14 protein-coding genes are annotated in these 12,531 nt (G+C 48.6%); 2 read left to right on the top strand and 12 right to left on the bottom strand.

Features of this window, described 5'->3' with window-relative positions:
• Positions 1-27 precede the first annotated feature (27 nt).
• The 12 genes from ACSIPU_RS17465 to ACSIPU_RS17410 all read right to left on the bottom strand — a co-directional run bounded on the left by ACSIPU_RS17465 (position 28) and on the right by ACSIPU_RS17410 (position 8,291).
• On the bottom strand, positions 28-402 hold the full coding sequence (locus ACSIPU_RS17465; RefSeq protein ID WP_032938032.1) for a TA system toxin CbtA family protein: 375 nt from the start codon (positions 400-402) through the stop codon (positions 28-30).
• Between the two features lie 38 nt (positions 403-440).
• Positions 441-800, bottom strand: a complete 360-nt coding sequence (locus tag ACSIPU_RS17460; protein ID WP_049101822.1) for a type IV toxin-antitoxin system YeeU family antitoxin — start codon at positions 798-800, stop codon at positions 441-443.
• A gap of 22 nt (positions 801-822) precedes the next feature.
• Positions 823-1,044 carry a DUF987 domain-containing protein gene (locus tag ACSIPU_RS17455; protein WP_032938028.1) on the bottom strand — a complete coding sequence of 74 codons (222 nt, stop codon included), beginning with the start codon at positions 1,042-1,044 and terminating at the stop codon, positions 823-825.
• Between the two features lie 13 nt (positions 1,045-1,057).
• The gene (gene radC, locus ACSIPU_RS17450) at positions 1,058-1,540 is read right to left on the bottom strand and encodes a RadC family protein (protein ID WP_047058008.1); all 483 of its coding nucleotides are present in this window, start codon (positions 1,538-1,540) and stop codon (positions 1,058-1,060) included.
• 240 nt (positions 1,541-1,780) lie between these two features.
• On the bottom strand, positions 1,781-2,260 hold the full coding sequence (locus tag ACSIPU_RS17445; protein WP_075206252.1) for an antirestriction protein: 480 nt from the start codon (positions 2,258-2,260) through the stop codon (positions 1,781-1,783).
• Positions 2,261-2,339: 79 nt separating this feature from the next.
• A complete protein-coding gene (locus ACSIPU_RS17440; RefSeq protein ID WP_071067384.1) occupies positions 2,340-3,161 on the bottom strand; it encodes a DUF932 domain-containing protein in 822 nt (273 codons plus the stop codon).
• 106 nt (positions 3,162-3,267) lie between these two features.
• On the bottom strand, positions 3,268-3,480 hold the full coding sequence (locus ACSIPU_RS17435) for a hypothetical protein (RefSeq protein WP_047058010.1): 213 nt from the start codon (positions 3,478-3,480) through the stop codon (positions 3,268-3,270).
• A gap of 84 nt (positions 3,481-3,564) precedes the next feature.
• Positions 3,565-3,924, bottom strand: a complete 360-nt coding sequence (locus ACSIPU_RS17430) for a hypothetical protein (RefSeq protein WP_004136901.1) — start codon at positions 3,922-3,924, stop codon at positions 3,565-3,567.
• 54 nt (positions 3,925-3,978) lie between these two features.
• Positions 3,979-4,443 (bottom strand): hypothetical protein, encoded by a 465-nt coding sequence (locus ACSIPU_RS17425; protein ID WP_004114621.1) that lies wholly within the window; start codon positions 4,441-4,443, stop codon positions 3,979-3,981.
• 277 nt (positions 4,444-4,720) lie between these two features.
• Positions 4,721-5,941, bottom strand: a complete 1,221-nt coding sequence (locus tag ACSIPU_RS17420; RefSeq protein WP_224224984.1) for a hypothetical protein — start codon at positions 5,939-5,941, stop codon at positions 4,721-4,723.
• Between the two features lie 302 nt (positions 5,942-6,243).
• The gene (locus ACSIPU_RS17415; protein ID WP_047058011.1) at positions 6,244-7,854 is read right to left on the bottom strand and encodes a YfjI family protein; all 1,611 of its coding nucleotides are present in this window, start codon (positions 7,852-7,854) and stop codon (positions 6,244-6,246) included.
• Between the two features lie 227 nt (positions 7,855-8,081).
• Positions 8,082-8,291 carry a helix-turn-helix transcriptional regulator gene (locus ACSIPU_RS17410; protein ID WP_032755279.1) on the bottom strand — a complete coding sequence of 70 codons (210 nt, stop codon included), beginning with the start codon at positions 8,289-8,291 and terminating at the stop codon, positions 8,082-8,084.
• Positions 8,292-8,568: 277 nt separating this feature from the next.
• Here ACSIPU_RS17410 and ACSIPU_RS17405 point away from each other — a divergent pair, with 277 nt between their 5' ends.
• On the top strand, positions 8,569-9,330 hold the full coding sequence (locus ACSIPU_RS17405) for a hypothetical protein (RefSeq protein WP_332942166.1): 762 nt from the start codon (positions 8,569-8,571) through the stop codon (positions 9,328-9,330).
• An 890-nt stretch (positions 9,331-10,220) separates the two neighbouring features.
• Positions 10,221-12,530, top strand: coding sequence for a TerB N-terminal domain-containing protein (locus ACSIPU_RS17400; protein ID WP_332942167.1), 2,310 nt, complete (start codon positions 10,221-10,223; stop codon positions 12,528-12,530).
• The last annotated feature ends 1 nt before the right edge of the window (position 12,531 follow it).

Genomic DNA, 12,531 nt, shown 5'->3' with positions numbered 1-12,531 from the left:
TGGCGTCAACGATCAGGGCTAACGTCATTATTTCCCTCCGCTGAATCTGCCACCTGTGATGTCAGTAACGGTTTTATATCCCTTGCGGGTCATCAGCCCGGTAGCCTTCCGGTCTCGGAGCATATCAAGGCTGCCGATAAACGGAGACTGCTCTTTCACGCTGAAGCCGTGACGGTCAGTACGCACCAGGTCGTACTTTTCCACGATAAAATTCACAGCGTCACACAGTGAGATTCCCGCATCAATGTGTTTCTGGATCACACTGTCGTTGCCAAACGGTGTGTCGTTGAGGGTAAGGCCGTAGTGTTGCTCCAGCAGATACTCCAGTAATTTTTGCCAGATTTTGACTGATGACAGACGTGACGATGCCGCCCTTTGAGGGGGCAGGGATTGTATTTGCATGGTTTGCACTCTTTTGACGAAGGAAAAGCGTCCGGGGTTTATGCGGTTGTTGCAGACGCCGGATAAATTACGATATACAAATAGCCACAGGAACCGAGCGTATCGGCCTTACATATCAGCCCTTTTGCATGGAGCGTGATGCAGCGCTGAATGCGGGGCATGAGTTCGCTGCTGGTCAGCATGAGCTCCATCTGCTTCATCAGTAACGGAAATGCCTGGTCCAGATGGCGTAAATCTGCGTCATTAAATGTCCCGGTGGTGCTGGCGCGGTCAGCAAGGTAATGCAGGCGGTTACCCTCCTGTACCAGCCGGGCACCAAAACATGGCGTGACGTTGCGTCTGAGGCCCCACCAGGGTTCCGCGATGTTATGGTTGATTACACGGGTTGCTTTCTGCATGTAAGTACTCCTTAACGGTGAGTTAATTCAGGGTGACGCTGCGCAGGATCACATACGGACCGTTGCGGTCCTGTCGACGTTCAGCAAACACGGCCAGTACACCCCGGATATCCTGCACTTCCCTGCCGTAGTAATGGCAGATACTGCCGGACCACTTATATTTCCCGGTACAGAAGCGAAACAGCCGGGACTCAGAATGCTGGCGGTATATCGCCATTGCCTGACGTTTGCTGATGATTTTCATCGTTATTCTCTCCCTAAAGCCAGCCACGCTCGGCAAACGAGACGATGTCCATGCCTCCCACTACCAGGTGGTCCAGCAGACAGATATCCACGAGTTTAAGTGCCTGCTTCAGATGGTCAGTAAGCAATCTGTCGGCATGGCTGGGTTCGGCATAACCTGACGGATGATTGTGTGAAAGCACGATGGCAGCCGCGTTGTATTTCAGTGCTGCCTTTATCACTTCACGGGGATGTACCTGCGTATGGTTGATGGTGCCGGTGAAGAGCGTTTCATGGGCAATAAGACGATGCTGGTTATCGAGGAAGAGCACCATGAATACTTCACGCTCCAGTGTGGCGAGCTGCAGGCGAAGCCAGTCGCGAACTGCATGGCTGGAGGTAAATGCCTCGCCGGGCTCGCGTAACTGGCGTTCCAGCAGGGTCAGAGCGCGTCTGATGGTGCGCTGCGCGGTGGGAGATATTCCCCCGCTGTCAGGGGGACACGTGGTGATATTCATTTGCTTTTCCTGTCTGTTGACGCGTTGGGAGGAGATGTGTTGTACAGTTTTTCGGCAACGACGAACTCGTCGTGCAGGGATTCAAACCATCACCAGATATGGAAGAGAGGGGTACCCGTCAGGAAATGCAGGAAGGGTTCGTCGGTCACAAGGTCACCGTCCTCATCCCTGACCGTTGTATTCCTCAGCGTATCCCACAGGGCATTAAGGTGAGACAGTTCATACGGCATGGCGGGATGCTCAGTCGATAATGCGCATGATGGCGCTGCATTCTGCGTGGTTCAGCGCATAGTCACGCAGACGCCAGTAATGTTCCGTCATGGAGTCGCATTCCGTGCGGCAAGCGTGATGACTGTAAGCGATAAGACAGACTGCAATCCCTGCAGCTTCGGCGCTCATGTCTGAGGCGTTGCCGTTCATGGCGTTGAACAGCGACCAGAAGACATCGTTGTCCGTTTCCGGAACCATGAAGGCCCCGCCGTTGCTGAGAGTATAAAAATTCCAGACACCGCCGCTGTAGTCAGCGCAGAACCGATCCATCCAAGCAAAGACCTGCGGTTCAAGGGTTATCCACTGCGGGATGTTGCCAAAGTGCTGCGGCCAGAACTCCACACGCTGTTCGTCTGGTACGGGCGCGGCTGTCAGAGCATGTGCAGAACCGTTATCGTCAGCCTGCAGAGGTAGCTGATTTTTATCGTTAATATTAATCATGTCGGTCATGTTAATTTTTCCTTATGCATGGAGATGTTGAATGGAAGACTCGGGCCGGGGATTGATTTCGGTGGCGGGGCGCGGGTTATTACCCGCCCAACAGGCCCATCATGTTTTCGGCCATCACCCAGAGCGCACGGTTTAACTTAACGTCGCCATCAATCCCGTTTACTGCGCGGGTATGGGTACGTTTACCCTGCGCGGTACGGCCACTTAGCCCGCCTTTCAGCAGGTTTTCCTGAATGCGCTGGTAGGTAGTCCACAGGTCATCGCTCTCGTCCTGCCAGCGGCGAGGTGCAAGGATTTGCGATTCAGTCACTGGCTGGTACTCTTCCCCAAAACGGTAGGCCAGCGCCGCTTTAGCAAGTGCATGCTGTGCTGGTGACGGGAGTTGCAGGGACTGCATAGCGTCACGTTTCTCTTCCACCCGGTCAAAGACGCTGAGCACCTCATAGGCACCCTCAATCACCTTCCCGACGACATCCCCCCTGTGTGGCACGCGGATCTCGCCAAACGACTGTCCGCAGACGAGCGAATTAGTGCAGACACTTCGGAATATCCCCGGCAGTAACTGAAAACTCGACGCGCCATCGTGCGAATTCAGAATGATGATTTCCGGCACCTGCTGACCGTTTATCTGACCGGCACGACGCAGGCGCAGCATATGCTTTGTATGTTCCCGTCGGCTCTGGTCGCGCACTCGTGACTGACAGGCAAAGAATGGCCGGAACCCTTCGCGTTTAAGGTTCTCCAGCAGGGTGATCGTGGGTATGTAGGTGTACTTTTCGCTTCTGGAGTCGTGCTTGTCTTCCCCGAAGACGCTGGGGACATGCTGCATCAGTTCTTCGTGGGTTAAGGGACGGTCACGGCGAATCTGGTTCACCCGACCAAAACGGCTGGCTAATCGCATAGTTGATTCCTCATCTGGTTAATCTGAAGGCATAAAAGCAAAAGCCCCTGCTCCGTGAGGAGGCAGGGGCTGGATGTGTTGTTCTCAATGAACGGATAGGGCGGGATTACAGCGTATCCAGAATCTTCAGTATCTGCGCCATCAGGGCGGAGATAAGTGCAGTGACCAGCAACGTGACCGCTTCCCGGGCTGTATCAATGCAGTCGTCATCGTAACCGGCCTGACGAAAGCGGATTTCAATATACTGCCGGGCATGATGTCCGCCGCACCAGGTCAGCGCCTGGCTCAGGGCGGTCACCAGCATTTTCAGAAAGGTCATAGGATTTACTCTGGACTGCGCAGCGGCAGCCCGTTGGTCTTGTGGCATTTTTTAGGTTGGGAAACGTTAATCAGGGGCGGGGACTCAGTGGTAAGTGTAACGCCATCCCCCCTTATCAGTAGTGACGACGACTTCTGAAGCCACGCAGTTATTATAAAAACTCACGCTGACGGACTGCCCGTAACGCAGGGTGGCAGGCAAAATAGTTTCTTTATTACTGGAGTACAGATATTTCTGGTTGGCAATGCGACAGTTTCCCCGGTTCACGTCAATATTTTCGACTTTCACGGTGTTATCCAGTGCAGTGACCACGACCGTGACGTAGCGTGTTCCGGCAGGGTGAACCTGATTACTGGTCTCCACTTTGATGGATGGCGTTGGCTCTGCCAGCGCCAGGGCTGACAGTGCAAACAGTGCGGGCACCAGCATGTGTTTAAATTTCATAAACTGTTCCTTTTAAAAATAACGTAATCAACAGGTATTAAATTCAGATGCAGGCTAGAGTGCATCTTTACCCACGCAGCCGTGGGTCCCGAATACTGGCAATACCTTTGCTGCCCCAGCCAGCGTGAATGTGGCATCCTTAACACCGTCTCCGGTTACTGAGACCTGTTTGCCATTACGTAGCTGAGCCCAGGCCAGCGCCAGGTTATTACCGCCCACTCGACTGCCAGATTCGCTGATGTCGATGGGGGCTCCACCGTCGATACTGACCTGAAGGCTTTTATCTTCATCCATACTGACCTGATGCCCGCTGGCGTCAGTGAATATGACCGTGGCCGGTTGCGAGCCGTAATCCTCACAGGTCAGAGACAGTTGCGATTGACTTTCCCCATTGATAACAAACTCTGATACTCCCTGGCCCCAGCCCCGGGTCCAGGTGGTTTGATTACCGAAGGCCATTGCCACTGCCGGTACCAGCGCACAGGTCAGTAGTAAAGGGTGAATCATTTTTCTGTTCATTTTTGTGCACCTCTGGTTTTCGTAAAACGCTACCCGGAAAGGGTATCTGCATGATTTTTAGTAGAAGACAGACAGTCATAAGCATCCCGTTGGGATTTTATAGCTGCAAAAAAGAAGGGGATAACGATGAAATTCGATCGAACCGATCGACAAAATTGATCGTGGTTCAGTAAATATATTTACCGTAAACCTCGCCCGAGTTTATCGATGGTCCGGTTTCACTTCAGAAGGGTGATATATATCTGAGATTTTATTGAACACAGGCTGAGGAAATGCATCACTGAGGCGGTATGGCGCAGACACCGTCCTCTGTGACAGGAGGAACACTAAAAAAGCGGTTATAGAAGAGATTACAGGCTCTGTGGTCGCTAGTGTCAATGTGAAAATATTTTGCCATGTACTGGCTGAGTATATGCTGAAATTCGTCGTAGATTTGTTGAGACCCCCGCTTGTGCTTCACCCTGATTTCATCGACTAAACGATAACATTGCTCCAGCAGGCGGTCGCCGTCGCCGTTCAGCAACGCATGAAACGCGGCAACGGCAAATAATTCATTCGCAGGCCCGGCATTAAGCCAGACGCTGACTTCGGTACAAACCAGCGTTTCCCATAGTGACATCAAATTCAGGCGTAAGGCTTCCTCTTTTAACAGACGGGTTAGTGGAGGAAATGCGTAAATATCAGTGTCAAATAGCCTGCGTGACAGACTTAAATCAGCAAAGGCAAGATGCTTAACTCCGTACAATGCTTCCTGTACAGCATCTGAACCGTATTTATCCGTTAACGCTTTCAGTAAGGTCGATTTAACCGGTTGAGGTGTTTCCATTGCTTTTATGCCACTCAGCACTCCTGACTGACAGCAGGGGATAAAATCCTTCATCATCCGGTTTATAGCAGCAGGTGCGATGATAATGTTTCTGGCGATATTTGCACCGCCCTTAGAGTTAGGGTAAATGTGGCATAGCTCAAGATCCAGCCAGGGGATTAACCTTTTTGGCGTATCAGCAACTCTGTGCCCGTTCAGCGTATTATACGTTTTCTGGTGGTCAGCTTTGCGCTGATATAACCGAATGAGGTCTGCAATATCCGTCGGACCGGTGATACTCCCCAGTCCAAGGGAATTATTTTTTAGCATAGCTTCCACATTGAGCCAGTAAGAGTGCTTAACCAGTCTTATAATAGCATCGTCATCGATTAACCTCCGGGCTTTATCCCGATGTTCCTTACAACAATAAAACTGATTGCGGGTTTCAGATATACTGATACCACAGGCAGGATACTGGCATATTAATGCTGCTCTTTCCGTTCGTCTGGCTGCATTTAACTGTCTGCCCTGATAATGTGCCGGGCATAGCCGTAATATCCGTTCGGCGGGTGAATGGCCGATCTGTGCCATGCAGTTATTTCTTTTACATACGGCCATAATTAAACTCTTATTTAATGTGGTAATATCTTTGCTTTTATTGTTAATAATAATGATGCTATTTTTATATGTCATTAAATATATTTATTGATCAACATTAATTAAATGTTAATGTATTTGTCTCAAATGAGTAAGAAATACACTAGCAAAACACATTGTGTTAAATTACATGTTTTGATGGCTGTTAATGGTTCATATCCACAGAGCTTTCCACCAGTCGTCATTATCTGTTTTTTAGCACTGTATTCTGAGAAAACCCCGCGCGGATTGCGACCAGTCGCGACTGGCGCGGGGTTTTTGCCTCTGTGGCTGTTTTTCGAAGACATTTAACCGGTTTACGCTCTGGCCATTCGGGTCTCTGTAGTGAGGTGTCCCGATTAATATTCCAGCCTGTTAAAGTCAAAGTATTCAAAACCATACCTACCAGTAACATTCTCTGGCGATGCAATAATCGGATTATGTCCGTTCTCCAGGAATGCCGGTGGAATACACCATGAGTGGCGATCTTCCAGGGAAGGCATGGCAATATACACCGCAGAATGACGGCCCGGACGAATAAAACAAATCAGACCCAGTGCGATTAACTGCTCCAGAACAGATTGTGATTTACTGGCGTCACGCAACCGATTCGGGCCGTTCCGGTTTACCTCATTTTTCCTGAATGGATATCCCTTATCATCGAGAAATTTCTCCTTAAGCCACCTGAACATCTCGTAAACGTCTTCCATAAATGCATTCCGTTCAGAAGAAGGGAAAAAAAGCCTTTCCGCTTCTTCAAGATGCCATTCCACAATGTTGAAGGCGGCCTGGATTACCCCCCGCGAAATACATAAACTCTCAGGTGAATACATATATGTCAGGATGGCCGCAACCCTGAGGGCATTCGCCCCCGCTTTGGCTGCAATTTCACTGATATGTTCCATCTGTTGTCCGGGGGCTGCTTTACGGCTGAGCTCTGACTGTTTTTCTGCCCAGTAAGCGGTCGCATCATCAGATAACCTGAGCGTTTGTTTCTGCGAGTCGTTACTATAAAAACGCACCTTCTGCTTATCAAGCAACTGGTTAATTTTCTGGTGGAATACATTTAATGCTTCATCAGACTGAGCGTGACCTGTATTGGTGCGGCGACGACCCAGTGTGCTGATGGTATTGATGTAAAGAAACCGTGACAGAAAACCACTTCCCTTGCTGAGTTCACCGTGGTTGCGGCAGTAATTTTCAAAGACCGGAGGCTGAACCATTAATGCCAGGGTCAGACAGGCATTGATATCGTACTCTTCGCCGCCCGGGCGGTGGTATTCATAGGTCTCCCCGTCCCAGGCTTTATTCAGTAAACCGAGGTTGTTTTTCAGATACCCTTTAAAAAAGGTAATTGCCTCATCTGAGACCACCCCGGCTTCAGAGTACCGGCTCAGACCTTCCAGGAGCGCCTTTGCGGTGGTGTCATCATAAAGCATCGCCAGACGGGCTGGAGGCTGCTGCCGGGTTTCTGCATGCTCATCTAACAGCCGTTCTTCTTCCATCCCCTCATAACCGTTTTTGATGGCAGTGTACAGATTACTGGTCAGTGCTTTCTGGTGTATTTTCCAGATATTGTCAGCACGCAGGTGCGTCTTCATCAGACTGTCGTGCTGCTGCTTCATTTGCTCAGAGAACCGGTAAAAAGGTTTCATCACTTTTTTGCTGATACTGGTCTTACCTTCTCCTGAGACCGCCAGCGTCAGTAGATACAGTGCACAGTGCATCGGATCCGATGAGTGTGGTGGTACCACCTCAATATGAGCCTGACAGGCGAGGGAAGCGGCTGCCAGTACGGCCCCCGCTATCAGTTCCGCCGGGATACCCGTCTCGTTATAAAGAGCATCAATGACATCCCGCATCACCGGCGGGAACGCGAAGACAGGGTAACCCTCCGGGGTTCTGTTTTGTACGGGAATATAAGGCTCCGGCATTTTCGGAATGACAGTGTATGGCAGTAAATTCTGCATGTAATATTCTCCTTGGTTACTGTTTTCAGTAACGGGTTAGTTGTGAATATAATAAAATAGCCAAGCGTTAAAATTTATTTAAAGTAATAATCTTACCCAATAAATAATCGCATTCTGTTTCCTTGCAACTGGCAAAAATATGTCGCAGCGAGCGCATATTTAAATCAGAGACGTTGTTATATAACCTGCGTATCCTCCTTTAATTTTTACCAATACTATCTCATCGCTTATGATGGCTGCTGGCGTTCCAGCAGCCATGCATCTAGCTCTGACTCAAGCCAGCCGACGGACTGCATACCCAGCCTGCGCTGTTTCGGGAAGGTCGGGTCGTAACGCGGTGACTTCGGGTTAATCCAGTCATAGATGGTTGAGCGGGCGATGCCAGTTTTGTTAACAACGGCGCGTATGCGCAGTATCCTGATACCTTGTACAGACATATCTGTTAATTCCCCCTGTTCTTTCGATATGGACGCAATTGTATGGTGCCGGAACAGGTAATGGCACCCGCCTGGTGGCTGTAGCAAAAAAGGCATTTTATAACAACGAGATAGGGTTTTTTTTAGGGTTTTTTTCCATTTTTTGTTGGTGACAGAATGTTTTTTTTTCGAAAATGGTGTCGGAAGCGTCTGGCTAAGGGCAAGAATGAGTCGTTCCAGGTGTCAGGCAAGGAAATTTACTGGAGTATAGAAATTGTCATTCAAAAAGAGGGACTTCATGGCTGATTTAGACAGGGATTTTACCCCTGATGAGTTACTCATCGTATTTCGTAAAAAGAGGAAAGCGTTACGTTTTCATCTCGGGGTCAGACAGAAACATATCGCCAGGCAATGGCTGAATAAAGATACTGAAATTGTTATCGTGCTACAAACAGGGAGACAAACGAAGGATGAAGATTTAGCGCGGCGACTTGCTGATGAGCACGGAGAGAAAAAATGGCGGCGTTATCTGAAAATTTTCAGTCTTTCAGAATGGATGATAAAGGGGATCAGGAACGATATGTCTAAGGCTGAACAATACTGGGAGCAGGGAACATCGGCTCTCGAATCTGATCCAGATCATGCGGTGCAATTAATGCTGAGGGCTATCGCGTTGTTGGATCGCGGTCTGAAACGCAGTGAATCCGCAGCAGGTAAAAGAATCAAGGAACGGCATAAACTCAATTCTGCTTATGGCGGAAAGGTCAAAGCGACACGTTTTGATGGCGTTAAAGACGAAGTGATAAAACACCTGGAAGCGCAACCTGAGGGCTGGGAAACTAAAACCGATGCCATCAACGCAATTATTAAAGCGTTAAGGCCCTATCTTGAGGAGCATGGATGGCCTTCCGCACAGGATAAAAACGACTCACGGGACGCGGCAATGGTGGAGGCAAGCCAGAGCAAGTTGTTGGCTGAATGGTCAGTCAAAGACAAAAGAGTGAAGGCGGCGTTCGCGAAGGCAGTACAAAAACGTATCGGGGTGTCGCAAAATCGATAGTCCGGTACCTTGAGAGCGCTACGTGATTCAATGTGACTGCCTTTTCTCAGATGTGGCTGTGCAGAAGAGCATAGAGCTGATAATAAGACGATACGAGCTCCCCTGAACATCATCATCTTTTTAGCGATACTGACAGGGTTGATAGCGATACAACTTTTTAATGGTATGCCGGATCACACTGTCCAATCTGGCAATGGTATTCGTCGTGTAAAACCGCCTCTGCCGCTGGTACCCCAGGTCATGGGTTAATGCTTTGTAGTCCTTCTAAGATACAAGCCGTAGGCTATTGCGCACCATGTGAATGATACAGAACTTAATCCGCTCTCCGGATAAACTGCATTAATGGCGTCAGAGGTGCTCTTCAGCTCATCAACGTAGGTGATGAGGATATCTTAACTTCGGCACAACTCAGCTCATAGCTTAATTAGTTGATAAAAATCAGCGTGGGGCCCCTCGCTATATCTGCTCATAGATCAGGTTTGACTTGACGCAGCTATTACACAAAACTAAACCAGCTACTCTTAAAATCCGAGAATGTACAGTCTCTAACGGCTTTCCAATAGTTACCGAAATTCTCAACGACTAGGTAAATGTCATCATACAGCGGTCAGTTCTGCATCCGAAGTATATTTGCTCGTATGTTAACCTAGCATTAGTACAACATCATTTTTAGGCGAATGGCCCAGCAGGCTTTTTACTCCTTAAAAATTCACTTCTGGTTAAGTAAATCATTTAATGATTTTTGTCATTTAAATCAATTGGTTAATTTTAATTGCGATTTGCTTTTAACCCTAGCGATTTAGACGTATTATTTTGAGATTAATCCACTTGCCATGAATTCCCTACCACATTTCAAATGTGAATAGAGAATGATTTTAAGGTTATATATCATGGAGTTATTGAGGTTTTTGGCGGCGATTTTAGTAATTTACTTGTTGTTTTTTAGAAAGAAAAAACGTAAATCTCCAAAGTCTTATGCTTCAAGCCCCGTGAAGGCACCACCAAAAGAATGGCTCGCTGACATCAAGAAAAAAGAGGCGGTTGTGCGAAACGATGATAGTGAAGACGATAACCTTGCAACTTTTACATTGAGCGGTGGCCGGGGTGTTGAACTTCGGGTGACAACCAATCATTACCGGAACACCTCAAAGTCAGCAGGTGCACTAGCTCGATGGGTACTTCCGGGTGAGATGATAACTGTAGCTGGTGTAGCAATTAGCGGTGGCCACATATACTTGGGGCAACGTATGAAGCCCTCCGGTCAGGAATCAGGCGGCTATTATGACGATGGAAATGAGGCATCATTAATTGATGACACATGTAAGATAAAACCTACTTCTTATCTTTACGAGGACAGTTCATTAGGATACTGGCCCAGGTTTTCCTCTCTTTCCCCAGAAGCACGCGGTGCGTATGTCAGTTGGCTCGCCAGCGATAGGTCTGATCAATCGTGTCCTATCGGCTATGTTTTTATCTACCTCTACGGCCTGGAAAGAAAAGCGCTCATAGATTCCATTGACCCAAAATTCCCTGATGCTGAGTTCCGTAATCTGTTCAAAGAAGTCGCTCGGTTAAGAGCCGTATTCATTGAGAACCGCTCATTCCGTGGATATTCGGCCCAGTTACTCGAAGCCATGTCTATTCTGCGCCCGAACATGGGCTTAGCCACTGAGCTCGATAGCAATTCAGGTTTCAGCAACAGCATGCAATTTAAGCTGGCTCTGGCAAAAACTGTACATGAAGGAGTTCCTGTATCAGCTGAACTGGCGTTGAACTGGGTAATAAACCACACCGAGTATTCGCTGCGTACCCCGGCTCGCCGCTGTGCTAAAGAGTTTGCTGCGCTTTTCAAACGGCGTTACACCCTCAAATATGGTGAAGGGATGGTCGTTAAGGCGAATAAAACGCGCCTAAGGTTAGATTACACACCAGCAAGTCCTAGTTTGCGAGGTGTTCGACTCCCTGTTCCCGACCTGCCTGATCCAAGTGCGTTGAAGAGCCCTGTCCAGAAAATTATGGCTCTTGCCGACATATGTACGGATGAACTTGATGCTTATAGTCGCTACCTTGGTAGGAAAGGTAAGTCAGTCAATGATACGGCTGCAATTATGTTGCTCCCTTCAGAGATCGTTAATGAAAGCGCAGAAAAAATATTAAGCTCATTCAAACGCTGGGCTGATGAGGCGATCCTCGTCAAGGAGGGGTTAGTCTCAGTTGCTGACTTTTGGGCACATATGAATGCCAGTTGCCCCAATAAGATCAATAAAAAAGAGGCCGATTTGATGCAGGCCTTTGCTCTGAAGATGGGTTACGGTCTGGCACCTGACCCGTATTATCACCATGTGAAGGCGGATGTTGATGGGACACTTGTTCTATTCCCTGCCGCCGAAGGTGGACGCTTCTCACCTTCTTCTGAATTTATCTCAGCAGTAATGACGCTCAGATTAGGGGCGATGGTCGCCTTGATTGACGATTCTCTTGATCAAGCTGAACAGAAAGTGCTTGAGAATGCCATCAACAACAATACTGGCTTCACCGATGATGAAAAACGCTCTCTACATGCGTATTTAACGTGGCAACTTCATACCCCAGCCAATATGACAGGAATGAAAAGCAGGATTGAGTTGATGGGGGCCGCGGAAAAAGCTGCTGTGGGTAAAGTTATCGTTAGTGTTGCCTGTTCGGATAGGACAATAGCGCCTGCCGAAATCAAACAGCTTGAGAAGATTTATTCAAGTTTGGGGCTGGATCCCTCATCTGTCTCGAGCAATATCCATCAGCATTCCGCAACTGAACATGATCTCGTCTCGTCTATACCAACTGATCAGCCAGCAGTAGGGTTCACACTGGATGCTAATGTACTTGCCCGCCACGAATCTGCCACGGATGATGTTCGTAAATTGCTGAACACAATTTTCACCGAAGAAGAACCGGAAGAGCCAGAAAGCGCTCCAGCCTCATTAACGGAGGCGGGGGGGCTAGACTCCGCACATAGCCAGCTTTATCGCAGTTTGCTGGAGAAAGAACAGTGGTCCCGGAAAGAGGCGACAGAATTGTGCGGAAATTTGAATTTGATGCTCGGCGGTGCGCTTGAGGTGATTAATGACTGGTCCTATGCGGAGGTTGATGCTCCGGTACTGGACGATGCCGATGATGATATCTGGGTTGACCTGGAAATTGCCAAAGAATTAGAGGGATAGT

The sequence above is a fragment of the Klebsiella sp. HN106 genome (assembly GCF_051209435.1).
Taxonomy (GTDB): Bacteria; Pseudomonadota; Gammaproteobacteria; order Enterobacterales; family Enterobacteriaceae; genus Klebsiella; species Klebsiella oxytoca.
This window is presented reverse-complemented; position numbering and strand designations above follow the sequence as displayed.

Excerpts from the sequence above, each read along its gene's own strand:
- ACSIPU_RS17465 (WP_032938032.1), bottom strand. The coding sequence starts at position 402 with ATGCAAATACAATCCCTGCCCCCTCAAAGGGCGGCATCGTCACGTCTG.
- ACSIPU_RS17460 (WP_049101822.1), bottom strand. The coding sequence starts at position 800 with ATGCAGAAAGCAACCCGTGTAATCAACCATAACATCGCGGAACCCTGG.
- ACSIPU_RS17455 (WP_032938028.1), bottom strand. The coding sequence starts at position 1,044 with ATGAAAATCATCAGCAAACGTCAGGCAATGGCGATATACCGCCAGCAT.
- radC (WP_047058008.1), bottom strand. The coding sequence starts at position 1,540 with ATGAATATCACCACGTGTCCCCCTGACAGCGGGGGAATATCTCCCACC.
- ACSIPU_RS17445 (WP_075206252.1), bottom strand. The coding sequence starts at position 2,260 with ATGACCGACATGATTAATATTAACGATAAAAATCAGCTACCTCTGCAG.
- ACSIPU_RS17440 (WP_071067384.1), bottom strand. The coding sequence starts at position 3,161 with ATGCGATTAGCCAGCCGTTTTGGTCGGGTGAACCAGATTCGCCGTGAC.
- ACSIPU_RS17435 (WP_047058010.1), bottom strand. The coding sequence starts at position 3,480 with ATGACCTTTCTGAAAATGCTGGTGACCGCCCTGAGCCAGGCGCTGACC.
- ACSIPU_RS17430 (WP_004136901.1), bottom strand. The coding sequence starts at position 3,924 with ATGAAATTTAAACACATGCTGGTGCCCGCACTGTTTGCACTGTCAGCC.
- ACSIPU_RS17425 (WP_004114621.1), bottom strand. The coding sequence starts at position 4,443 with ATGAACAGAAAAATGATTCACCCTTTACTACTGACCTGTGCGCTGGTA.
- ACSIPU_RS17420 (WP_224224984.1), bottom strand. The coding sequence starts at position 5,941 with ATGACATATAAAAATAGCATCATTATTATTAACAATAAAAGCAAAGAT.
- ACSIPU_RS17415 (WP_047058011.1), bottom strand. The coding sequence starts at position 7,854 with ATGCAGAATTTACTGCCATACACTGTCATTCCGAAAATGCCGGAGCCT.
- ACSIPU_RS17410 (WP_032755279.1), bottom strand. The coding sequence starts at position 8,291 with ATGTCTGTACAAGGTATCAGGATACTGCGCATACGCGCCGTTGTTAAC.
- ACSIPU_RS17405 (WP_332942166.1), top strand. The coding sequence starts at position 8,569 with ATGGCTGATTTAGACAGGGATTTTACCCCTGATGAGTTACTCATCGTA.
- ACSIPU_RS17400 (WP_332942167.1), top strand. The coding sequence starts at position 10,221 with ATGGAGTTATTGAGGTTTTTGGCGGCGATTTTAGTAATTTACTTGTTG.